We start from the raw sequence: 21,283 nt of genomic DNA on the forward strand, positions 1-21,283 counted from the left end.
AATCCTCGGCGGACTAGAGGGTAAAAATCGCAAGAAAACGTTAGCGCAATTGTGGATTACGGCTGCTCGGCGGTTGCCGCTTGGTCGCAGCCCCCGCTGGCGAAGGCTGAGCGGTAGCCGGCCATCACGCCCTCGACCATCGCCTTCTGGGAGAAATGCAGGAAGATCCGTTCCCGCAGCGCCCGGGCGCGTTCCTGCGCGCCGGGCAGATCGTCGAGCGCCGCGCCGATCGCATCGGCCATGGCGGCCGGACGGCCCGGCGCGAACAGCGCGCCGGCATGCTCGGGCCCGAAGATCTCCGGGATGCCGCCGACATTGGCGGCGATCATCGGAACGCCTGCTGCGGCGGCCTCGATCACCACATAGGGCATCGAGTCGCCTCGCGACGGCACCACCAACAGCCGTCCCTTGGCAAAACCGTCGCGCGCCCTGACGTGCCCGACGAAGCGCACCGCATCGTTCAAGCCGAGCTGCGCGACCTGGGCTTTCAACGCCGCGGATTCTTCGCCGTCGCCGCCGAGCGTCAGCGTCACCGGGCGGCCGTCGGCGCGGAGCCTGGCGACGGCTTCGATCAGGAGGTCGGCGCCCTTGATCTTGCGGAATTCGCCGACATAGGCGACGTCGGTGGTGGCTTCGGCGGGTTTGATCGGGTCGAACTCGCCGGCGGTGACGCCGTTGAACACGCAGCGCACCAGCCCGTCGGGCTTGCCGATCATCCGCTCGTACGTGTTCCGCGCAAATTCGCTCTCGAACAGAAACAGCTCGGTCCGGTTCATCAGCAGCCGCTCCATCCGGCTGTAAAGCTGCCCCTTCGCCGTCGAGGTCGGATAATGCAGCGAACCGCCGTGCGGGGTGTAAACCCGGATCGCTTGCGCGGGCTTCGGCACGATGCGCATGAACACGCCGGCCTTGGCGCCGTGGCCGTGCAGAACGTCCGGCTGTAGGCGCTGGATCAGCCTCGCGAACCGGAGCCACACCAGCGGATCGGTCGGCGACGGCTCGCGGTGGATCGGTATCCGATAGACGCCGAGCTTCAGCCTGGGCGCGATCTCCGCCAGTGCGGCCGCGGCGCGGTCGCCACCGGTGAGGCTGTCGGTGATCAGTGCCAGTTCGTGGCCGCGATCGGCCTGACCGTTGGCGAGGTCCAGGATGTGGCGGATGATGCCGCCGACGGGGGCGCGAACCGCGTGGACGATTCGCAACGGCTGGTTCGGGAGGGGAGCCATCTCAGGAGGCCCGCGCGTCGACGCGAAGGGTGTCGCCGGCGCAGATCTGCGGACCGAGCGGCGCCACGGCGCGAACGACGAGAGGGTGGCGATGATGCATTGCTGGATCCGCGCGTAATTACCGATTCCGATTAAGGGTTTTCATGGTTAACAAATCATGCCCCCCCCCGTCTGCGACGGTACACGATTTGGGCACGCGTAGTGCCGGAATTCCGATTTTAACGTCGCAGCAACCTTAATCGTTTGTAATTGGAGGGTCACGAGACGAGTCTTGGCGTCAAGTAGGAGTTTGCAATGCGGTTCGCGTTCTGGCGTCGGACGAAGGGCGAGACGACGAGCAATGAACCGGCTTCGCCCGCGCATCCGGCCGCCGCTACGGCCTCGAAGGCAGAGCGTATCAAGGCCGCGGCGAAGCAGCCGGTCTTCAACAAGTCTTCGCCCGACGAGCCGGTCATCGTGCGGAGGACGCCGGCGCCGATCGAGCCCCCGACCAACGGCGATATCGACCTGCGGCTGATCGGGCAGGCGCTGGCGCGCAAGAAGCACCTGATCATCGCACCGACATTGCTGGCGCTGGTGCTGTCGCTCGCCATCGTCAATCTGATCACGCCGCGTTACAAATCTGAAGCCCGCATCCTGATCGACGGCCGCGAAAACATCTTCCTGCGCCCGACCGGCGAACGCGACGAGCAACGCAATGCGGTCGATCCGGAAGCAGTCACCAGCCAGGTGCAGTTGCTGCTGTCGCGCGAGCTCGCGCTCGAAGTCATCAAGCAGAACAAGCTGGCCGAGCGTCCCGAATTCGATCCCGTCCTGAAGGGCATCAACCCGCTGAAGTCTCTTTTGGCGATGGTCGGTATCGGCCGCGATCCGTTCTCCATGACGCCGGAAGAGCGCGTTCTCGACGCGTATTACGAGCGGCTCACCGCCTATGCGGTCGACAAGTCGCGCGTGATGGTCGTCGAATTCCAGTCGCAGGATCCCGAGCTCGCGGCGCGCGTCGCCAATTCCATCGCCGACGACTATCTGGTGCTGCAGCAGAACGCGCGCCAGGCGCAGGCGCGGTCCGCGGGGCAATGGCTGTCCGGCGAGATCGAATCGTTGCGCAAGAAGGTCGCCGAGGCCGAATCCAAGGCCGAGGATTTCCGATCGAAATCGAGTCTGTTCATCGGGACCAACAACACCACGCTGTCGAACCAGCAGCTCGGCGAGCTCAACACCCAGCTCGGCAATGCGCGCGCCCTGAAATCCGACGCCGAGTCCAAATCACGGCTGATCAAGGAGATGCTGCAGGGCGGTCGTCCGATCGAAGTGTCGGACGTGCTGAACTCCGATGTGATGCGGCGATTGTCGGAGCAGCGTGTGATGCTGCGCACGCAGCTCGCCGAACAATCGTCGACGCTGCTCGACAATCACCCGCGGATCAAGGAGCTGAGGGCGCAGCTCGCCGATCTCGACCGGCAATTGCGCGACGAGGCGATGAAGCTGTCGCGTTCGTTCGAGAGCGACGCGCGGATCGCGAGCGGACGGGTCGACAGCCTGATCGCCAGTCTCGAGCAGCTGAAGAAACAGGCGTCTTCGACCAATGGTCAGGACGTCGAACTGCGCGCGCTCGAGCGCGAAGCCAAGGCGCAGCGCGATCTGCTGGAATCCTACCTGGCGAAATACCGCGAAGCGACCACCCGAGAGACCATCGATCAGGCGCCGGCCGACGGCCGTATCATTTCGCGGGCCATCGTGTCGAACACGCCGGCCTATCCGAAGAAGTTGCCGATCGTGCTGATCGCCACGCTGGCGACGCTGATCCTGACCGCCGGCGGCATCGCCACCGGCGAATTGCTGCGAATGACCCAGCCGCGCGCCGCCGGCCTCGCGATTCCGGCGGCCGAGCCGGCGCGGACGCCCGCCGCGATGCAGGCACCGATGTTCGTCACGCCTGCCGCAGCAGCTTCGCCGCCGATGGCGCCGGCCCGCGCCGGCACCGGCGAACCCGCGGCCGAACGAGCCGCCGATGCGGACGACATCGAGGCGTTGGCGCATCGGCTGCGCAGCGGGGGCGAGGCTGCACGCAAGCTGACCGTGCTCGGCACCGGCGACACTGCCGATGTCACGGCGACGGCTTTGAGCCTGGCGCGTCTGTTGTCGCGCGACGCCAGGGTGGTGCTGGTCGATCTGTCGGAATCCTCCGCGATGTTGAAAGCGGCCTCGGCCGATCCGGCCGCGCCGGGACTCGCGGAACTGATGCAGGGCGAAGCGTCGTTCGGCCAGGTCATCACCCGCGACCGCAGCACGGCGCTGCATCTCGTCAGTGCGGGACGGCCCGGCTTCGATCGCAACCTGCTACAATCGCCGCGGCTGGTCGTGGCGCTGAACGCGCTGCTGCGGGTGTACGATCACGTCCTGCTCGACGCCGGGACCGCCGCCGATCTGCCCGCCGAAATGTTGACGGCGCAGGCGCGGGCCGTGGTGGTGCCGGCTTCCGACATGCCGGCGGACGCCCGTCTCAAGATGGCGGACCAGCTCAGGGCGGTCGGCTTCTCGGAGGCGACGATGGTGCGCGCCGCGGCGCGGCCGTCGGGTCGCATCGAGCCCGGCGCGCGCACCGTCGCCGCGTAATCAGCTCCGATGTCGCTGCATTGAAAATGCCCGGGTCTTGCCCGGGCATCCTTCGTCGGGCGCGAAGCGATGGTGCGATCAGCGATGCAGCGCGCTGCGCAGCCGTTGCGCGATCTGCATCAGGGCAGGGGTCTGCTTGACGACGCGTTTGGCGCGAGCGATCGATGCCATCGCTGCGGCGGCCGGACGGCCGCGCGGCGACAGCGCGATGAAACTGTCGAAGATCGGGTCGAGGTCCTTGCAGAACAGTTTCTTGTAGTCGTCGGAGCCGATGCCGAGATCGAGCCGGCGATAGCCCTGCGCGGCGTAGTGATCGATGATCGAGCGCATCAGGATCAGGCCGGGACTGTAGCGCGACGCCTCCGACAGCGTATAGGTGTTGAACATCATCGAGTAGCGATGGCCGTCGGCCACGCCGGCGAACATCGCGATCGTCTCGTCGTCGGATTCGAGCGCGTGGATCTCGATCGCCCGGCCGCCTCCCCGGAGCTCGGTCATGCAGGCCTGGCGGATGAAATCCGCGACGCCCGGGTCGGCGAACACGTTCGGCAGCTTCTGCGCCGCCATGCGGATCGGCTTGATCCGAAAGAAGGCATCGAGCACGCGTTCGACGTCGGCGTCGCTCCTGGCCTGGACGTAGCGATAGCCGGGCAATGTCTGGAGCTTCTTCTCCTTGGTCTTGAGCCGGCGGCGGAACGAGTTGCTGATCCGGTCGGTCGGCGGCGCGGCAGGATCGACCAGCAGCACCGGACAATCGTTGATCGAGGGCTGATGCGGCAGCTGCGCCATCGGGTTGGCGAGGTCGCGCCAGCGAAGCGGCTGCTGAGACAGCGCCAGCACGTCGGCGCCGTCCGGGCGCGCCCGCAGGCCTGCGACAAGGGCGGCGAGGTCGTTCGCATCCGCGGTCCGCGCGACATCGCTGCGCCACAGCGGCATGTTGAACGTCGTGTGCTTGCCGCCGAGGAAGCGCGCGATCCGAACGCCGAAGCGCCGCTCCAGGCCGAGCGGCAGCAGCAGCAAGGGCCGCTGCTCGGCGTCGCTGGCCACCACGATGAAGGGTTCGACATGATCGGCGCGGCCGACATGGCGCTGCCACGCGTCGAGCAAGTCGAACCTCTGATACGGCGTGGAGAATTGTTCGGGCTGTTCCAGCGCGCGCCAGATCGCTTCCGTCGAGGCCATGTCGCGGAAAATCTCGACATGTGCGATGCGACCGGGACGCACCGACGACGACGCGTGTTCCGCGGAACGGCCTTCGCTGAGCACGGCCATCATCGTCATGTGAATTCCTTTAGATGAATCTTTACGGTTTTCAGCGTGTCCGGACCTTTACAAAGAAATCTCAACAAACAGTAATGAGGTGGCGGGAAACGCGGCGAGGGGCGCCGCGGCGCCGGGAGCGAGCCTTGTCAACGAGCGGTGTCTGGACTTCGGCAGGGCTGGAGATTGCTTATTTCAGCGGTCTGGCGCGGCTCGCGCAGCTCGGCGGGCGGGGCTGCGGCGTCATCCTGCGTTTCGAGCGCGTTCGGCCGACCCGCAGGGACAGATTCCAGCCGCTGCGCAGCCGCGAAATCACGCCGCAGTTCCTCGATCGCCTGCTACGCGCGCTGCGGCGCTGGAACTGCGACGTCATTTCCCCCGATGAAGTACTCGAACGGATTGCGCGGCCCGATACGCCGGGGCGCTTCGTCTGCCTCACTTTCGACGGCGGCTCCCGCGATCTGATCACCTACGGTCATCCGGTGCTGGCCCGGCACGACGCGCCGTTCGCGGTGTATCTGCCGACCGCGTTTCCCGACGGGCTCGGCGAAGCGTGGTGGCTCGCGCTGGAGCAGGTCATCGCCGGTCACGATCGGATCGCGCTGGTGATCGATCACAACGAGCGACATTTCGACACCGCGAGCACCGACGACAAGTACCGTGTGTTTCATTTTCTCGGCAGTTGGATGCGCGCGCTGCCGCCGCCGGACCTGACGGCTGCGATCCATGATCTGTGCAGGCGCTATGGCGTCGACCTCGCACAGCTCACCAGTAGCGCGGTGATGAACTGGGAGGAGGTGGCGCGGCTGGCGTCGGATCCCAGAGTCACGATCGGCAGCGCGACGGTAAACTATCCGCTGCTCGGCAACGTCGGTGACACGGTCGCACAGCGTGAAATCGCGATGGGAAGGGCGGTGCTGCGCGCCGCGCTCGGCCGCGACGCACCGCACTTCGCCTATCCGTACGGCGAGCGCGGCAGCTTTTCGCGGCGCGACGTGCAGATCGTCGAGCGCGAGGGCTTCGCCGGCGCGGTCACCGCGATCCCCGGCGTGATCGACCGGCGCGCGCCGCCCCGGCCGCAGATGCTGCCGCGGATCGCCTGGGACGGCCGTCGCAACTCGCTGCGCGGTTTGCGGGTCGTTTTGTCCGGCTTGATGCCGGCCGCCGCCACACGGCTCGGGCGGCGTTACTGACGGTCGGGCCGCGACATCCAGGTCACGATCGGCATCGCCGGTAGCACCCAGCCGAGCCCGGCGACGACGTAATAGACGATCTGCAGCCACTTCGATTCGGCGATCACCGGCGCCTGCGCGATTGCCATCGCGACCAGCGACCAGACGATCGCGAGAACCAGCAGGGCGATGGTTCCGATCAGTTTCCGGGTTCGGATGTTCATGCTGAAATCACACGCACTTGATACGTACGCGCGACGCCTTGCGCGTGGGGATGGCGCGACTATAAGGGGCGCGAAAATCCGTTCAAGGTATGCTTTATGACCGCTGCCGCGGAGTCCGAGCGTTTGCGTCCGCCCCGCGTTCGTGCGGTCCGGATCTGGCTGACCGTCGTCGCTGCACTGATTGCGGTGATGGTGCTGGTCGGCGGCGCGACGCGTCTGACCGAATCCGGGCTGTCGATCGTCGAATGGAAGCCGGTCACCGGCACGTTGCCGCCGCTCACCGACGCGCAGTGGCATGCGGCGTTCGAGGGCTACAAGACCATCCCGCAATATCGCGAACTCAACGCCGGGATGACGCTGTATGAATTCAAGACGATCTTCTGGTGGGAATGGAGCCACCGCCTGCTCGGGCGGGTGATCGGCATCGCCTATCTGCTGCCGTTCCTGTGGTTCCTGTGGCGTGGCGCGATCGGCCCGCAATGGAAGCGGGCGTTGTGGGGCATTTTCGCGCTCGGCGCGCTGCAGGGCGCGGTCGGCTGGTGGATGGTGGCGTCGGGACTGTCGCAACGCACCGAAGTGTCGCAGGTGCGGCTGGCGGTCCATCTGACGCTGGCGCTGATCATCTACGCCGCGATCGTCTGGACACTGCGGCGGCTCGCGGACAAGCCGCCGATCCCGGCTGCGGCGCGTCTGAAAGTCACCGCGATCGCGTTGCTGGCGCTGACGCTGCTGCAGCTGTTTCTCGGCGCGCTGGTCGCCGGGCTGCGCGCCGGGCGGGTGTTCAACACCTGGCCGCTGATCGACGGCGCGCTGATCCCCTCCGCCGAGCGGCTGTGGTTCGAGCAGCCATGGTGGAAGAACCTGTTCGACAATCACCTCACCGTGCAGTTCGACCATCGCATGATGGCCTATGCGCTGTGGGCGCTGGCGGCCTGGCACGCGATCGACGCGGTGCGGTCGCGCGCGGGTGGCGCGGCCTCGGGAGCGCTGTGGCTGTTCGCGGCGCTGTCGCTGCAGGCGGTGCTGGGCATTCTGACGGTGCTGCATGCGACTCCGATCGGCCTGGCGTTGGCGCATCAGGCGGTCGGCATCGTCGTGCTGACGCTGGCGGTGCTGCAGGTCGAACGGCTGACGGCGCCGCGGCTGAAAGCGCTGCCGCGGGCGATGCCGGTGCCGGTCGGTCAGCCGGGCTGATCCGCGCCGATATCGCGGCCTCTTCGCCGCTCGACCCAGGCGCTGACCATCGGGGTGAGGAACGCGAGCGGCCAGACGAATTTCGGCCAATGCGAGTCGATCAGGCACGCCAACAGCGCGATGATGAACAGCACCAGTGAGAACGACGGCGCGAGCAGCGTCGGCCAATCGTTGCGCTTGGCTGCGGCGATCGCCCACAGCACGGTGTTGAACAGCGCGATCAGCAGCAGATTGAAGCTGTACAGCGTGGTGACGTTGGGCGAGTCGTAGTTGTTGCCGTACAGCCCGCAAGTCACCGGCAGCAGGATGATCGACAGCAGGAAGAACAGGTTGAACACCACCTCGGCGCGGTTGCCGTGCGACGCATAGGCCAGCCGGCGCTGGTGGCTGTACCAGAACATCCCCGCGACGATGAAGCTCAGCAGCAGCGTCGACAGATAGGCGCCGTACAGGTGCCAAATCTCCCGCCATTGCGGATCGGCGCTGGTGAATTTTTCACGCGGCGCCTGATAGGCGAGCAGCGTCATGGCCACACCGAAAATGGTGTTGCTGAGCTGCTCGATCCTGCGCATTTCGAGATGGCCGATACTCATTGCCGCCTCCCGGCCGCCCCGGCCGCAGCCAGGCGTCAGCCGCCGAGCGCTCCGTCGAGATCCGCGATCAGATCTTCCTTGTCCTCGATGCCGATCGACACCCGCACCATGTCCGGCGCGGCGCCGGCCGCCGTCTTCTGCGCGTCGTCGAGCTGGCTGTGGGTGGTCGAGGCCGGATGGATGATCAGCGAACGGGTGTCGCCGACATTGGCGAGATGCGAGAACAGCTTCACATTGGAGACCAGATCGACGCCGGCCTGGTAGCCACCCTTGAGGCTGAAGGTGAACACCGCGCCGGCGCCCTTCGGCGCGTATTTGCGGGCCAGCGCATTGTACTTGCTCGACGCCAGGCCGGAATAGTTCACCGCCGACACCGCCTTGTGGGTCGCCAGGAATTCGGCGATCGCCTTGGCGTTCTCGCAATGCTTCTGCATCCGCAGCGGCAGCGTCTCGATGCCGGTCATCAGCAGGAAGGCGTTGAACGGCGACAGCGCCGGGCCGAGGTCGCGCAGGCCGAGCACGCGGCAGGCGATCGCGAAGGCGAAATTGCCGAACGTCTCCTGCAGCTTCAGCCCGTGATATTCCGGCCGCGGCTCGCTCAGCATCGGATATTTGCCGCCCTTCGACCAGTCGAAGGTGCCGGCGTCGACGATGATGCCGCCGAGCGAATTGCCGTGGCCGCCGAGAAATTTCGTCAGCGAATGCACGACGATGTCGGCGCCGTGGTCGATCGGGCGGATCAGATAGGGCGTCGCCAGGGTGTTGTCGACGATCAGCGGCACGCCGGCACTGCGCGCGACTTCGGCGATCGCCTCGATATCGGTGATGGAGCCCGCCGGATTGGCGATCGATTCGATGAAGATCGCCTTGGTCTTCGGCGTCACCGCGCGCTGGAAGCTGTCGATGTCGTCGGGATCGGCCCACACCACGTTCCAGCCGAAGCTCTTGAAGGCGTGGGTGAACTGGTTGATCGAGCCGCCGTAGAGTTTTCGCGCGGCGATGAATTCGTCGCCGGGCATCAGCAATTGCTGCATCACCACGAGCTGCGCGGCGTGGCCGGACGCGGTCGCGAGCGCCGCGGTGCCGCCTTCGAGCGCGGCGACGCGCTCCTCGAGCACCGCCGTCGTCGGATTGGTGATGCGGGTGTAGATGTTGCCGAACGCCTGCAGGCCGAACAGCGAGGCGGCGTGGTCGGCGTCGTTGAACACGAAGGAGGTGGTCTGGTAGATCGGCGTCGCCCGCGCCCCGGTGGTGGGATCGGGCTGCGCGCCGGCGTGAACCGCGAGCGTGGCAAATCCCGGGCTGCGTTCGGTCATGGTCGATCCCTCCGTCGAGCTGGCTGATGCTTTGGCGCTATCTGAGCGCAACCCGGCGGAAGGTCAAGCGAGGTGCAGCGACGGGCGAGGCGGCGTCAGGACGTTTCGCCGCGATTGCGAGTGGCGCGGTCGGAGGCCGCGGTATCGCCGCCCGCAAGGCTGGCGCGATCGAGCGACAGCCGCATCCCCTTAACCGGGACAGGCGCGCGCTTGGAGCTGAGCGTGCGCGAGTTGACGCCCATCCAGGAAATCTCCGACGACAGCCGGCCGTATTCGATCTTGGGGCAGCGGTTCATCACCACTTTCAGCCCGGCGGCTTCGGCGCGTGCGGCGGCCTCGTCGTTGCGAACGCCGATCTGCATCCAGATCACCTTGGGCGGCGGCGTCAGCGCCAGCGCCTCCTCGACGATCGGCGTCACATGCGCGGACGCCCGGAAGATGTCGATCATGTCGACCGGGCGACCGATGTCGCGCAGCGAGGCGACGAACGGCTTGCCGAGCAGACTGTTGCCGACCTGGCCCGGATTCACCGGGATCATGTCGTAACCGCGCTCGGCGAGATATTTGAACACGAAGTAACTCGGCCGCACATTGAGCGGCGATGCGCCGACGACGGCGATGGTCTTCACACCGTTGAGGACCGCGCGGATGTAGTCGTCGGGATAGGCGTCGTGGTTCATGTCGGATGACCGTCATTGCGAGGAGCGAAGCGACGAAGCAATCCAGCTTCGATGGCGTGGCCCTGGATTGCTTCGCTTCGCTCGCAATGACGGGGCTGCCTCGAAGTGACTAGCGATCCTTCCACTCCGGCTTGCGCTTGTCGAGGAAGGCGCCGATGCCTTCTTCGGCGTCGGCGGCCATCATGTTCTCGGCCATGACCTGCGAGGCGTAGTGATAGGCGTCGGCGAGATTCAGCTCGGCCTGACGATAGAACGCTTCCTTGCCGATCTTGACGGTGTGCGACGACTTGCTCGCGATGGTTTCGGCGAGGGCGATCGCGGCATCGCGTTCGGTGCCGTGGGGGACGACGCGATTGATCAATCCGATCGCGCGGGCTTCGTCGGCCTTCACCGGTTCGCCTGTCAGCAGCATGTGCATCGCGTGCTTGCGCGGCACGTTGCGGGTCAGCGCCACCATCGGCGTCGAACAGAACAGGCCGATGTCGACGCCGGGCGTCGCGAAGGTCGCCCGCTCGGAGGCGACCGCGAGATCGCAGCTCGCGACCAGCTGGCAGCCGGCGGCGGTGGCGACGCCTTGCACCGCCGCGATCACCGGCTTCGGCAGCAACACGATGGTCTGCATCATTGCGCTGCACGCGGTCATGATCCGGTTGAAGCTGGCGCGGCCGCGGTCGGCATCGTTGCGATGGGCGGTCAGTTCCTTCATGTCGTGGCCGGCCGAGAACACAGGCCCGTTGGCGGCGATCACCACGGCGCGCACGCCGTCGTCGCGGCCGATCAGATCGAGCGCGGCGTGCAAATCCGCAATCAGTTCCAGCGACAGGCTGTTGCGCGCGGCCGGACGATTCAGCGTCAGCACCGCGACACCGCCGTCGATCGTCTCGCGCAACAGGATCGGCGACGGAGAATTCGCCGTAGAGGCGGGCAGGGCAGTCATGAAACCTTCCGGAACAAGAATCCAGCGCTGGGAACGGACGTCACGTTATTGTAACAAACCCGGCGAAAACGAGAGCAGGGCGGGAACACATGACACATGCGAGAATGAGCGTAGCCGATCTCGAGAGTTTTTTGAATCGTGAGTTTCCGCAGGCTTTCGGCTACGGCGACATTTCAATCGAATCCGCGGACGGTCGCTCCAGCCTGCTGCGGCAGCGTTACAGCGATCGCATGCTGCGACCCGGCGGAACCGTCTCGGGGCCGACGCTGATGGCGCTGGCGGATTTCGCGATGTACGTGGTGCTGCTGTCGGCGATCGGCCCGGTCGCGCTCGCCGTCACCACCAATCTCAACATCAATTTCCTGCGCAAGGGCCAGCCCGGACAGGATGTCGTTGCGGTGGCGCGGCTGCTCAAGCTCGGCAAGCGGCTTGCGGTCGGCGAGGTGACGCTGCTGTCGGGCACGTCGCCCGACCCGATCGCCCATGTCACCTCGACCTATTCCATTCCGATCGCTTGAGGTTTTGGCAGGTATTATAACACCATATTTATAACATGCTGTTTTTATGAGAGAATTTGGATGCAACGGGGATTGACGACGGCCGGTGGCTTATCTACAAGCCACGCCAAGTCCGGCGCACCGCGCCGAATTTCCCCCTGTCATGGATTAATCTCATGAAGACGTTTTCGGCCAAGCCCGCCGAGGTCACGAAGAAGTGGGTCGTCATCGACGCCACCGGTCTCGTGGTCGGCCGGCTCGCCACGCTGGTCGCGATGCGGCTGCGCGGCAAGCACCTCCCGACCTATACGCCGCACGTCGATTGCGGCGACAACATCATCATCATCAATGCCGCCAAGGTGGTGCTGACCGGTCGCAAGCGCGACAACAAGGTCTATTATCACCACACCGGCTTCATCGGCGGCATCAAGGAGCGCACCGCGAAGTCGATCCTCGAGGGTCGGTTCCCGGAGCGCGTGGTCGAGAAGGCGGTCGAACGCATGATCCCGCGCGGCCCGCTCGGTCGCGTGCAGATGGGCAATCTGCGCGTCTATCCCGGCGCCGAGCATCCGCATGAAGCTCAGCAACCCGAAACGCTCGACGTCGGCGCGATGAATCGCAAGAACAAGAGGGCCGCATAAGATGTCCGAAACCATGCAGTCCCTCGACCAGCTCTCGGCGCTGAAGACGACCCAGCCGGATGCGCCGACCTACACCAAGAAGGTCGACAAGTTCGGTCGCGCCTACGCCACCGGCAAGCGCAAGGACGCGGTCGCCCGCGTCTGGATCAAGCCGGGCGCCGGCAAGGTCATCGTCAATTCGCGTGAAGTCGAAGTCTACTTCGCCCGTCCGGTGCTGCGCATGATGATCCAGCAGCCGCTGGTCGCGGCGGCCCGGGCCGGTCAGTACGACGTGATCTGCACCGTCGCCGGCGGCGGCCTGTCCGGTCAGGCCGGCGCGGTGCGCCACGGCATCTCCAAGGCGCTCACCAATTTCGAGCCGGAGCTGCGCGGCGTGCTCAAGAAGGGCGGCTTCCTGACCCGCGACTCGCGCGTGGTCGAGCGCAAGAAGTACGGCAAGGCGAAGGCCCGTCGTTCGTTCCAGTTCTCGAAGCGCTGATCTTTCGTTTTACGATCGTGCGGAAAGGGCGCCCTTCGGGGCGCCCTTTTTGTTTGCCGGCCCGCCCGGCCGCGTCGTGCCGGCAATTTTCGTCTTATTTGTTGAAATTTCGCTGCCAAAGCGACCTGTTGCGGACACGCGATGTCAACGCGGTGCGGCCAGATTGCGATCAGCAGGGGGCACTTCTGCCGCATCAGCAGGTTGCCACCCTCGAGTTCGAATGGTCCTGGGTAGTTCGCATCATGTCGCTCGATTTTTCGACGTTGCTCTTGGTCGCGACGCTCATCTGCACGCTACTCGGGGGAATGCTCCTGTACTTCGGCACCCAAGAGAAGATCCCTGCGCTCTACTGGTGGGGTGCCGCTTATCTGATCGGCGCGGCCACCGTCGCGCAGTGGCAGCTGCTTGGATCGGTTCTGCCGGAACTGGTGGTGCTGTCGCTGGCCAGCGCGGGGTTCATCGCCTGCGGCATGATGTGGAACGCGGCGCGCGTGTTCCACGGCCGTAGACCGAACTGGCCGGGTCTCGTGCTCGGCGCGATCGCCTGGATCGCGGCGGTGATCTTGCTGCCGCCGGACTCGTCGTCGCTGCGCATGACCCTCGGGGCCGGCATCGTGGCAATCTATGCCGCTCTCACCGCGAACGAGCTGTTTTCCGAACGCCGCAAGGCTGTGATGCGGCGTTGGCCGGCGATGCTCGTCCCGCTGCTGCACGGCGGCGTTCTGATGCTGCCGGTGGTGCTCGCCGAACTGCTGCCGGCCCGGAGCAACGCCTATACCAGCAATATCTGGGTGCTGATTTTCGCGATCGAGCTGGTGCTGTATGCGATCGGCACCGTCTTCGTGGTCTTCATGCTGGTCTCGGAGCAGACCGTGAGCGCCCACAAGACGGCGGCGGCGCTCGATCCGCTCACCGGGTTGTTCAACCGGCGCGGCTTCTCGGAAGCCACCGCGCGGATGATCGAGCGCGAAGCCGAGGCCGGGCGTCCGGTCACGGTGATGATCTTCGACCTCGATCACTTCAAATCGATCAACGACCGGTTCGGTCATCCGGCGGGCGACGAGGTGATCAAACTGTTCGCCGCGATCGTGTCCGGGTCGCTGCGGATATCCGACCTGTGCGGCCGGATCGGCGGCGAGGAATTCGCGGCCTTGCTGCCGTGCTCCATCGACGAAGCGATGACCGCGGCCGAGCGGGTGCGCGAAGCCTTCGAGGGTTGCGGCCTGGAAGTCGACGGCGCGCCGATCGCGACCACCGTCAGCATCGGCGTTGCCGGTGGGCCGGCGAATATCGAACTCGACGTTCTGCTCGCAGCGGCCGATACCGCGCTGTATCAGGCCAAGCGTGGCGGCCGCAACCGCGTGGTCGCCACCGTCGAACAGCCGCTGTCGCTGGAGCAGGGCCGCCGCCGCGCCGCGCAGCGTCACGAGCCGGTCCAGCAGGTGATCGTCCGCAATGCGATGCGCATCGGCGCCTGACTGAGCGGCACGGTCGGCTTCAATTGCCGTGCGGAGTGCGATAAGACGCTTGCCCCAGCAAACCACACGGGTGCGCGCGCATGATCACCGAAATCGCACAGATCGACATCAAGCCCGGCAGTGAAGCCGACTTCGAAGCCGCCGTCGCCAAGGCCGGCGCCGCGTTCGGCCGCTCCAAGGGCTTTCACGGCTTCGAGCTACATCGCTCGATCGAAAAGCCGCAGCGCTATCGTTTGATGGTGAAGTGGGAGACGCTGGAGAACCACACCGTCGACTTCCGCGGCTCCGAGAATTTCACCGAGTGGCGCGGCCTGGTCAGTGGATTCTTCGCCTCGCCGCCCGAGGTCGAGCACACCGATACGGTCGTCACGATTCCGGGCTAGCGGCCAGCACCGCCGGCGGTGCGGCGCTGACCATTTCGGGGGTCGGCTCCGCGCGAAGATGGTTGATCACGACTCGTCCGATCGCCATCAGCGGCAGCGCCATCGCCAGCCCCCACAGCCCGAATACGATGCCGAGCAGGATCTGCATGGCGAACAGTGTCGCCGGCGGAATGTCGATCGCCTGACGCTGGATCAGCGGCGTCAGGATGTAGCTCTCCAGCGCGTGAACGCCGAGAAACAGTACGAACGCGCTCACCACGGCGAACCAGCCCGACCCGATCGCGGCGAGGACGATGACCAGGCCGCCGAGAATGGCGCCGACGGTCGGGATGAAAGCGAGCAGGCCAGCCTGGATGCCGAGGATGAAGGCGCCGGGAATCCCGATCAGCGACAGGCCGGTCGCGGTCACCGCGAACACCGCCGACATGGTGATGAGCTGCGCCAGCAGCCAGCGCTTCAGCATATCGCCGGTGTCCCCGACGATGGCGCTGGCCTGGGCGCGGTAGCGCAGCGGCGCGACCCGCTCGAGGCCGCGCCGGTAGACGTCGGGCTGGGCGGCGAAGGCGAGGCCGAGAAACATCACGATGAAGAAGTTGCCGACCGCGCCGATGGTGCCGAGGATCAGCTTCAACGTCTGGCTGACGATCGCGCCGCCGCCGGAGGCGAGGTCGCCGGCGCTGGGCAAATTGCGTGGCTGCGGCAGCGGCTGCTGCTCGGCGGCGGTGCTTCCGGCATTGGCGGAATTGGCGGCATTGGCGACGACGTTGAGTTCCATGAAACTGGTGTCGACGCCCTGCCGCTCGAGGAAGGTCTTCGCGTTGACGATCTGCGCCTTGATGGTGCCGGACAACGCGGTCGCCTGCTGGGCGATGGTGTTGCCGCCGAGCACCGCGATGCCGATGAACATCACCGTGAGCACGCAGCAAACCAGTGCCAGCCGCAACCCGTGCGGGCCGCCGACCACCTTGCCGGCCAGATCGGTCAGCGCATTGAGGAACACCCCGAACAGGATGCCGGCGAAGATCAGAAACAGCGTGCCGGCAAAATGCCAGGAGGTGTAGAGCAGGGCGCCGAACGCAACGGTACTGATCCCGCCGATGGCGATCGCCCAGGCGAGGTCGTTGCGGGCCTGGAAACGATCGATCACTGGGACGGTCACGGGGCAATTCCTATGAAGGGGCGGCTGAGCATTTCTTCAAATTGCGCGCGACGCAAGCGGGCCACGCGAGATCGCCGGCGTCATTTTTGGGACACCCGGATGTCACGCTTTTGCAGCGGATCGTTAACCATGTGCGCCGCGTCCCCATTTTCGCCGTGATCCCTCTGCGATATGGTCAAGGTTCGGTGCCGATGTGGGCCGGCATCGACGCGTGGCTCGCGCAGGTCCATATTGGGCTGCTGACCGCGACAATGGTATTTGGGGATCTATGGGGATTCGCGGACGAGAGTCGTTGGATCGCGCCGCGCGGGTGGTTGCCGCTGCGGGGGCGTGTCTTGTTCTCGCCAATTGCGCGCAATCCGGCAAGTTCAGCCGGGTCGATCCGAAATACGGCGTCTCGACCAGCCCCCGTGTGGTTGCGATGGGAGAGCCGGTGCCGAAGGGCGGCGGTACGTATCGCATCGGTAAGCCCTATGTGGTCGGCGGGCGTACCTATGTCCCGGAAGAAGATGCCAATTATCGCGCCGAGGGGCTGGCGTCCTGGTACGGCGACAATTTTCACGGACGCCTGACGGCCAATGGCGAGGTGTTCGACATGGCGTCGCTGTCGGCGGCGCATCCGACCTTGCCGATCCCGTCTTATGCCCGGGTCACCAATCTCAGCAATGGCCGTTCGCTGGTCGTGCGCGTCAATGACCGCGGCCCGTACCACGGCAACCGGCTCATCGATGTCTCGAACCGAGCCGCCGATCTGCTTGAATTCAAACACAAAGGCACCGCGCGCGTGCGGGTCGAATATGTCGGCCGGGCGCCGCTCGAAGGCTCCGACGACCGCCAGCTTGTCGCCACCCTGCGGACCAACGAACCGGCACCGGCGCCGGCGACGGTCCGGATCGCCTCGGCCCGGCCGTTTGTGCCGGACATGCAGGGCGGTGGGCTCGCGACCCGTGCGATCCGCGGCGACGTTCCGCTGCCGGAAGGGCGGCCGTATTCGCTGGGCAATACCTCGGTTGATGTCGCCTCTGTCGGCGCGACCTCGGAAATCTCCGCCTCGCGCAGTTCGCGCACGGCTGGCCGAACACTGGCGCGCAATCAGCACGCTGTTTCCTACGACAGCAGCGGCAGCTACGCCGAGACCGCCGCTCGCGCAGAGGCGCCGTCGCGCGCCAGTGACGAGATCGGCAGCCTGCTGTCGGCGCGCGGGCTGTACTGAGCCGCGGCTCACGTCACCTGTTTCAGGAAATCGATCAGCGCGGCATTCACCTCCGCGGGCTTCTCCTGCTGAATCCAGTGGCCGGCGCCGTCGATGATCAGCTTCCGCTTCAGATTCGGCAGCACCCGCTCCATTGCGGCGACATGCTTGCCGCTCATCTTGTCGGAGATCACCGGGTCTTTGCTGCCGGCGATGAACAAAGCCGGCTGACGAATTTGCGCGCCATCCCAGGGGGCGGTCAGGTCCCAATTGCGGTCGATATTGCGGTACCAGTTCAACCCGCCGCGAAAGCCGCTCTCCTTGTACTGTTCGATGAAGAACGCGAGTTCGGTTTCGCTCAGCCAGCTCGGCAGCGGGAGCGATGACGCCGACCGGCCGATGAATCCGCGCCCTTCCGGCACGAACAGCGAGCGCGTCGGATCTGAAAACCCGCCGCACAGCATCCCCCGGATCGTCGCGGTCACGTCACGTTCGAATTCCGCCTCGGCGACGCCGGGTGTCTGGAAATATTGCCAGTAGAAGTTGGTGACGCCTGCAGCGCTCAGAAGGTCCAGCGGCCGGCCCTTGCCGCGCCAGGGGGGCGGCACGCTCAGGCCCGCGACGGCAGTGAACAGCTCCGGCCGGAACAACGCCGCATGCCAGGCGACCGGCGCGCCCCAGTCGTGGCCGATGATGACCGCGCGGGTCTCCTTCAACTCGGCGACCAGCGCCACCATGTCGCCGACCAGATCGAAGATGCTGTAAGCCTCGATCGGATGCGGCGCGGAGGAGCGCCCGAAACCGCGCATGTCGGGCGCGACCACGCGATAGCCGGCGTCGGCGAGCGCCGGGATCTGGTGCCGCCATGAATACGACAGTTCCGGCCAGCCGTGGCACAGCAGCACCAGCGGGCCTTCGCCGCGTTCGCGCAAGAACAGTTCGATCCCGTTGACCGCAACGGTCCTGGTCGTTTCCATCGCGTTTCCGCCCTGAATTGATTGGAGTTTATGTGGAAGCCGAGCGGCCCGCACGATAGGATCGATCCGGCGTCGCCACAATGGAGAACAGTCCACTCCTGCCGTCCGTCCGGATGGGTGGAGACGATCCGCACCCTTGTTCGAAGCCTGTCCCGGAACATTCTCGATGGTTCTGTTCACCGACTTGCCGACCATCCGATCGCGCCGCCGCCTGCCGCGCTGGCGCGCGCTGTTGGTCGGCCTGCTGGTCATGACGATCGGATCGAACCAGGCGTTGGCTGCGAACCAGAGCGTGCAGGGCGCCAAGAAGGAAGACGTCGCCGGCGGCTACGACACCGATGCGCCGAGCGCCATCCTGATCGACGGTGAAAGCGGCAGCGTGCTGTTCGAGAAGAACGCCGACGAATTGCGCGCGCCGTCGAGCATGCTGAAGCTGATGACCGTGGAGCTGGTGTTTCACCTGCTGGCCAAGGGTGAGATCAAGCCGACCGACGAGTACAAGATCAGCGAATACGCATGGCGCCGCGGCGGCGCGCCGGCCGGCAACTCGACGATGTTCGCCGAAATTCACAGCAAGGTCGCGGTGGAGGACCTGCTCAAGGGCGCGATCATCCAGAGCGGCAACGATTCCTGCATCGCGCTGGCCGAAGGCATCGCCGGCAGCGAGCCGGCATTCGTCGAGCGGATGACCAAGCGGGCGCGTGAGATCGGGCTGACGCAATCGACCTTCGCGAATTCCAACGGTCTGCCCGATCCCGGCAACAAGATGAGCGTGCGCGAACTCGGCCGGCTCGCGCGCCACATCATCCAGACCTATCCGAACGACTACAAGCTGTTCAGTGAGAAGGAATTCACCTGGAACAAGATCCGGCAGACCAACCGCAACCCGCTGCTGAATACGTTCAACGGCGCCGACGGGTTGAAGACCGGCTACACCAAGGACGGCGGCTACGGCATGGTCGGCTCTGCGGTGCAGAACGGGATGCGGCTGATCGTGGTGGTCAACGGGATCGACGACATCGACGATCGAGCCAGCGAGGTCAAGAAGCTGCTGGAATGGGGCTTCCGCAACTTCGAATCGCGCGCGCTGTTCGCTTCGGACGCGACGATCGGCTATGCGCGGGTGTTCGGCGGTGAGAAGCGTTACGTCCCGTTGATCCCGGCCGAGCCGGTGCGGGTGATGGTGCGCAAGAACGGCAGCGACCGGCTGATCGCGCGGATCGTGTATACCGGCCCGGTCGCAGCGCCGGTCGACGCCGGCCGCCGCATCGGCGTGGTGCGGGTGTGGCGCGGCCCCAACCTTGCGGTCGAAGTGCCGCTGCAGGCGGCCGAGACCAATCCGGTCGGCTCGACCATGCGCCGCGCCATGGACGGCGCCAGCGAGTTGGTGATCGGGGTGTTTCGCGCCGGCATGGCAAAGCTCTGACAATGCTTGAACAGACAACCCAAACTGCCTCAGCTTGCGGCCATTTCATCACTTTCGAAGGGGGCGAGGGGGCCGGCAAATCAACCCAGATCAGGCTGCTGGCGCAGCGGCTGGAAAAGGCCGGGCTGGAGACCCTGGTGACGCGCGAGCCGGGCGGCTCGCCGGGTGCAGAGATCATCCGGCATCTGTTGCTGGCCGGCGTCGGCCGGGCGATCGGCGGTGCTGAGGCTGAGGCGCTGCTGTTCGCCGCGGCCCGCGACGACCATGTCCGCACATTGATCCAGCCCGCATTGGATCGCGGCGTCTGGGTGCTGTGCGACCGGTTCTATGATTCGACCAGGGTCTACCAGGGTCGGCTCGGCGACGTCAGCCCTGGGATGCTGAACGCTTTGCAGGACGTCACCATCGGCACCATGAAGCCCGACCTCACCGTGATCCTCGACGTGCCGGTCGAAATCGGGCTGGCGCGCGCCGCAGTGCGTCGCGGCAGCGATGCGCCCGACCGATTCGAATCCGAGAACATCGATTTTCATCGCCGGTTGCGCGACGCCTATCGGCAGATCGCGCGCGCCGAGCCGGAGCGCTGTGTGCTGGTCGATGCGCATGCCGAACCGAAGGTCGTGGCCGATCGGATCTGGCTGACGGTGCAGGAGCGGCTGCTGCAGTGGCCGCAGGCCAAACCCGCGGTGACGCCGAAGGCGAAAGCTAAGACGAAAACGAAGACCAAGGCGCGATCGGCATGAGCGCGCGCAAGGCTTCCACCGAGATCGCCGCGAAATCGCCGCGCGAGACCACGGCGCTGTTCGGGCATGCCGCCGCCGAGCAGGCGCTGCTCGATGCCTATCGCAGCGGCCGCATCGCGCACGCCTGGCTGATCGGCGGCCCGCAGGGCATCGGCAAGGCGACGCTGGCCTACCGGATGGCGCGCTTCGTGCTGGCGCATCGCGATCCGATGGCGGATGCGGTGCAGGGCGCCGCGACCCTCGACCTCGACCCGTCGCATCCGGTGGTGCGCCACGTCGCCGCCGAGGCCCATGGCGGCCTGCTGACGCTGGAGCGCTCGGTCAACGACAAGGGCGTGCTGCGCAACGTCATCACCGTCGACGAGTCGCGCGAGACGATCGGCTTCTTCGGTTCGACCGCGGCGGTCGAAGGCTGGCGGGTGTGCATCGTCGATACCGTCGACGATCTCAACGCCTCGTCCGCCAACGCGCTGCTCAAGGTGATCGAGGAGCCGCCGCAGCGCTCGCTGTTTCTGCTGATCAGCAATTCGCCGGCGCGGCTGCTGCCGACGATCCTGTCGCGCTGCCGCAAGCTGATGCTGCGGCCGTTATCCGTCAGCGACGTGATCGCCGCGGCGCTCGAGGCCACCGATCTTTCGCCCGGCGATGCCAAGCTCGCCGAGGCCGCCGCGGCCTCGGAAGGCAGCGTGGCGCGGGCGCTAACGCTGCTCGGTGGCGACGCGCTGACGCTGCAGCAGAAAACCACCGCGCTGCTCGACAGCCTGCCGAACGTCGATCCGCGCGCGCTGCATGCGCTGGGCGAGGCGATCGGCGGCACCGACCGCACCACCCTGGCGGCGTTCGTCGACGGCGTCGACCGCTGGATCGCCGGCAGGCTGCGGACAGGCGATGCCAACGCGGAACTGCCGCGCCTTGCACGGCTGGCGGAGGTGTGGGAAAAGATCGGCCGCGCCGCGCGCGACACCGAAGCCTATAATCTGGAGCGCAAGCCGCTGGTTTTCTCGGTGTTCGGGCTCCTCGCGGAGGCGGTGCGCTGATGCGCTCGGGCGATCACACAGGCTGATGGTCAGCGCCGCCGCCCTCATTCGATC

At 66.0% G+C, this 21,283-nt stretch carries 21 protein-coding genes; 12 read left to right on the forward strand and 9 right to left on the reverse strand.

The window, feature by feature from the left end; genetic code table 11:
• Positions 1-56: 56 nt before the first annotated feature.
• Complete coding sequence (locus tag RPB_RS13410) at positions 57-1,226, reverse strand: glycosyltransferase family 4 protein (RefSeq protein WP_011441547.1); 1,170 nt, start codon at positions 1,224-1,226, stop codon at positions 57-59.
• A 294-nt stretch (positions 1,227-1,520) separates the two neighbouring features.
• On the opposite strand from RPB_RS13410, the gene RPB_RS13415 reads away from it, so the two are divergent.
• Positions 1,521-3,842: a GumC family protein gene (locus RPB_RS13415; protein WP_011441548.1), complete on the forward strand. Its 2,322-nt coding sequence runs from the start codon at positions 1,521-1,523 to the stop codon at positions 3,840-3,842.
• A 78-nt stretch (positions 3,843-3,920) separates the two neighbouring features.
• Here RPB_RS13415 and RPB_RS13420 read toward each other — a convergent pair whose 3' ends face one another.
• Positions 3,921-5,123 carry a GNAT family N-acetyltransferase gene (locus RPB_RS13420; RefSeq protein ID WP_011441549.1) on the reverse strand — a complete coding sequence of 401 codons (1,203 nt, stop codon included), beginning with the start codon at positions 5,121-5,123 and terminating at the stop codon, positions 3,921-3,923.
• Between the two features lie 125 nt (positions 5,124-5,248).
• Between RPB_RS13420 and RPB_RS13425 the strand changes: the two genes are divergently transcribed.
• On the forward strand, positions 5,249-6,295 hold the full coding sequence (locus RPB_RS13425) for a polysaccharide deacetylase family protein (RefSeq protein WP_011441550.1): 1,047 nt from the start codon (positions 5,249-5,251) through the stop codon (positions 6,293-6,295).
• Here the strand turns inward: RPB_RS13425 and RPB_RS13430 are convergent.
• On the reverse strand, positions 6,289-6,498 hold the full coding sequence (locus RPB_RS13430; RefSeq protein ID WP_011441551.1) for a DUF2842 domain-containing protein: 210 nt from the start codon (positions 6,496-6,498) through the stop codon (positions 6,289-6,291). The genes RPB_RS13425 and RPB_RS13430 overlap by 7 nt on opposite strands.
• 96 nt (positions 6,499-6,594) lie before the next feature.
• On the opposite strand from RPB_RS13430, the gene RPB_RS13435 reads away from it, so the two are divergent.
• Complete coding sequence (locus RPB_RS13435) at positions 6,595-7,692, forward strand: COX15/CtaA family protein (RefSeq protein ID WP_011441552.1); 1,098 nt, start codon at positions 6,595-6,597, stop codon at positions 7,690-7,692.
• Here the strand turns inward: RPB_RS13435 and RPB_RS13440 are convergent.
• The 4 genes from RPB_RS13440 to RPB_RS13455 form a co-directional block, all read right to left on the reverse strand.
• Positions 7,680-8,285 (reverse strand): TMEM175 family protein, encoded by a 606-nt coding sequence (locus RPB_RS13440; RefSeq protein WP_011441553.1) that lies wholly within the window; start codon positions 8,283-8,285, stop codon positions 7,680-7,682. The genes RPB_RS13435 and RPB_RS13440 overlap by 13 nt on opposite strands.
• A 35-nt stretch (positions 8,286-8,320) precedes the next feature.
• On the reverse strand, positions 8,321-9,601 hold the full coding sequence (locus tag RPB_RS13445) for an O-acetylhomoserine aminocarboxypropyltransferase (RefSeq protein ID WP_011441554.1): 1,281 nt from the start codon (positions 9,599-9,601) through the stop codon (positions 8,321-8,323).
• A gap of 95 nt (positions 9,602-9,696) precedes the next feature.
• Positions 9,697-10,281 carry a CoA-binding protein gene (locus RPB_RS13450; protein WP_011441555.1) on the reverse strand — a complete coding sequence of 195 codons (585 nt, stop codon included), beginning with the start codon at positions 10,279-10,281 and terminating at the stop codon, positions 9,697-9,699.
• Between the two features lie 109 nt (positions 10,282-10,390).
• Entirely contained in the window at positions 10,391-11,218 is an 828-nt protein-coding gene (locus tag RPB_RS13455; protein WP_011441556.1) for an enoyl-CoA hydratase, read from the reverse strand.
• Between the two features lie 89 nt (positions 11,219-11,307).
• Here RPB_RS13455 and RPB_RS13460 point away from each other — a divergent pair, with 89 nt between their 5' ends.
• The 5 genes from RPB_RS13460 to RPB_RS13480 all read left to right on the forward strand — a co-directional run bounded on the left by RPB_RS13460 (position 11,308) and on the right by RPB_RS13480 (position 14,695).
• Positions 11,308-11,736 (forward strand): PaaI family thioesterase, encoded by a 429-nt coding sequence (locus RPB_RS13460; RefSeq protein WP_011441557.1) that lies wholly within the window; start codon positions 11,308-11,310, stop codon positions 11,734-11,736.
• Between the two features lie 155 nt (positions 11,737-11,891).
• Positions 11,892-12,356 carry a 50S ribosomal protein L13 gene (gene rplM / locus RPB_RS13465; protein ID WP_011441558.1) on the forward strand — a complete coding sequence of 155 codons (465 nt, stop codon included), beginning with the start codon at positions 11,892-11,894 and terminating at the stop codon, positions 12,354-12,356.
• A 1-nt stretch (position 12,357) separates the two neighbouring features.
• Positions 12,358-12,834 (forward strand): 30S ribosomal protein S9, encoded by a 477-nt coding sequence (rpsI, locus tag RPB_RS13470; RefSeq protein WP_011441559.1) that lies wholly within the window; start codon positions 12,358-12,360, stop codon positions 12,832-12,834.
• Between the two features lie 242 nt (positions 12,835-13,076).
• Positions 13,077-14,312, forward strand: a complete 1,236-nt coding sequence (locus tag RPB_RS13475; protein ID WP_011441560.1) for a GGDEF domain-containing protein — start codon at positions 13,077-13,079, stop codon at positions 14,310-14,312.
• 80 nt (positions 14,313-14,392) lie between these two features.
• On the forward strand, positions 14,393-14,695 hold the full coding sequence (locus RPB_RS13480; protein ID WP_011441561.1) for an antibiotic biosynthesis monooxygenase family protein: 303 nt from the start codon (positions 14,393-14,395) through the stop codon (positions 14,693-14,695).
• On the opposite strand, the gene RPB_RS13485 is transcribed toward RPB_RS13480, so the two are convergent.
• Positions 14,679-15,854, reverse strand: a complete 1,176-nt coding sequence (locus RPB_RS13485; RefSeq protein ID WP_011441562.1) for an AI-2E family transporter — start codon at positions 15,852-15,854, stop codon at positions 14,679-14,681. The two genes, RPB_RS13480 and RPB_RS13485, sit on opposite strands and share 17 nt — an antisense overlap.
• 268 nt (positions 15,855-16,122) lie before the next feature.
• Between RPB_RS13485 and RPB_RS13490 the strand changes: the two genes are divergently transcribed.
• Positions 16,123-17,067 (forward strand): septal ring lytic transglycosylase RlpA family protein, encoded by a 945-nt coding sequence (locus RPB_RS13490; protein WP_011441563.1) that lies wholly within the window; start codon positions 16,123-16,125, stop codon positions 17,065-17,067.
• 8 nt (positions 17,068-17,075) lie between these two features.
• Here the strand turns inward: RPB_RS13490 and RPB_RS13495 are convergent, their stop codons facing one another.
• Positions 17,076-18,023, reverse strand: coding sequence for an alpha/beta fold hydrolase (locus tag RPB_RS13495; protein ID WP_011441564.1), 948 nt, complete (start codon positions 18,021-18,023; stop codon positions 17,076-17,078).
• Positions 18,024-18,189: 166 nt separating this feature from the next.
• Between RPB_RS13495 and RPB_RS13500 the strand changes: the two genes are divergently transcribed.
• From RPB_RS13500 to RPB_RS13510, 3 genes are read left to right on the forward strand one after another with little or no spacing between them, the layout of a single operon-like run.
• Positions 18,190-19,449 carry a D-alanyl-D-alanine carboxypeptidase family protein gene (locus tag RPB_RS13500; protein ID WP_011441565.1) on the forward strand — a complete coding sequence of 420 codons (1,260 nt, stop codon included), beginning with the start codon at positions 18,190-18,192 and terminating at the stop codon, positions 19,447-19,449.
• A gap of 2 nt (positions 19,450-19,451) precedes the next feature.
• Entirely contained in the window at positions 19,452-20,192 is a 741-nt protein-coding gene (gene tmk, locus RPB_RS13505; RefSeq protein ID WP_011441566.1) for a dTMP kinase, read from the forward strand.
• A complete protein-coding gene (locus RPB_RS13510; RefSeq protein ID WP_011441567.1) occupies positions 20,189-21,229 on the forward strand; it encodes a DNA polymerase III subunit delta' in 1,041 nt (346 codons plus the stop codon). Before tmk ends, RPB_RS13510 begins: the two co-directional genes overlap by 4 nt.
• Positions 21,230-21,283: the final 54 nt, after the last annotated feature.

The sequence above is a fragment of the Rhodopseudomonas palustris HaA2 genome (assembly GCF_000013365.1).
GTDB classification, from domain to species: Bacteria; Pseudomonadota; Alphaproteobacteria; order Rhizobiales; family Xanthobacteraceae; genus Rhodopseudomonas; species Rhodopseudomonas palustris_J.

Bases quoted from the DNA above. Each gene is read 5' to 3' on its own strand.
- RPB_RS13455 (WP_011441556.1), bottom strand. From the start codon at position 11,218: ATGACTGCCCTGCCCGCCTCTACGGCGAATTCTCCGTCGCCGATCCTG.
- rpsI (WP_011441559.1), top strand. From the start codon at position 12,358: ATGTCCGAAACCATGCAGTCCCTCGACCAGCTCTCGGCGCTGAAGACG.
- tmk (WP_011441566.1), top strand. From the start codon at position 19,452: ATGCTTGAACAGACAACCCAAACTGCCTCAGCTTGCGGCCATTTCATC.
- RPB_RS13435 (WP_011441552.1), top strand. From the start codon at position 6,595: ATGACCGCTGCCGCGGAGTCCGAGCGTTTGCGTCCGCCCCGCGTTCGT.
- RPB_RS13510 (WP_011441567.1), top strand. From the start codon at position 20,189: ATGAGCGCGCGCAAGGCTTCCACCGAGATCGCCGCGAAATCGCCGCGC.
- RPB_RS13415 (WP_011441548.1), top strand. From the start codon at position 1,521: ATGCGGTTCGCGTTCTGGCGTCGGACGAAGGGCGAGACGACGAGCAAT.
- RPB_RS13450 (WP_011441555.1), bottom strand. From the start codon at position 10,281: ATGAACCACGACGCCTATCCCGACGACTACATCCGCGCGGTCCTCAAC.
- RPB_RS13460 (WP_011441557.1), top strand. From the start codon at position 11,308: ATGACACATGCGAGAATGAGCGTAGCCGATCTCGAGAGTTTTTTGAAT.
- RPB_RS13410 (WP_011441547.1), bottom strand. From the start codon at position 1,226: ATGGCTCCCCTCCCGAACCAGCCGTTGCGAATCGTCCACGCGGTTCGC.
- RPB_RS13430 (WP_011441551.1), bottom strand. From the start codon at position 6,498: ATGAACATCCGAACCCGGAAACTGATCGGAACCATCGCCCTGCTGGTT.
- RPB_RS13500 (WP_011441565.1), top strand. From the start codon at position 18,190: ATGGTTCTGTTCACCGACTTGCCGACCATCCGATCGCGCCGCCGCCTG.
- RPB_RS13420 (WP_011441549.1), bottom strand. From the start codon at position 5,123: ATGACGATGATGGCCGTGCTCAGCGAAGGCCGTTCCGCGGAACACGCG.
- RPB_RS13440 (WP_011441553.1), bottom strand. From the start codon at position 8,285: ATGAGTATCGGCCATCTCGAAATGCGCAGGATCGAGCAGCTCAGCAAC.
- RPB_RS13480 (WP_011441561.1), top strand. From the start codon at position 14,393: ATGATCACCGAAATCGCACAGATCGACATCAAGCCCGGCAGTGAAGCC.
- RPB_RS13490 (WP_011441563.1), top strand. From the start codon at position 16,123: ATGGGGATTCGCGGACGAGAGTCGTTGGATCGCGCCGCGCGGGTGGTT.
- RPB_RS13445 (WP_011441554.1), bottom strand. From the start codon at position 9,601: ATGACCGAACGCAGCCCGGGATTTGCCACGCTCGCGGTTCACGCCGGC.
- RPB_RS13495 (WP_011441564.1), bottom strand. From the start codon at position 18,023: ATGGAAACGACCAGGACCGTTGCGGTCAACGGGATCGAACTGTTCTTG.
- RPB_RS13475 (WP_011441560.1), top strand. From the start codon at position 13,077: ATGTCGCTCGATTTTTCGACGTTGCTCTTGGTCGCGACGCTCATCTGC.
- rplM (WP_011441558.1), top strand. From the start codon at position 11,892: ATGAAGACGTTTTCGGCCAAGCCCGCCGAGGTCACGAAGAAGTGGGTC.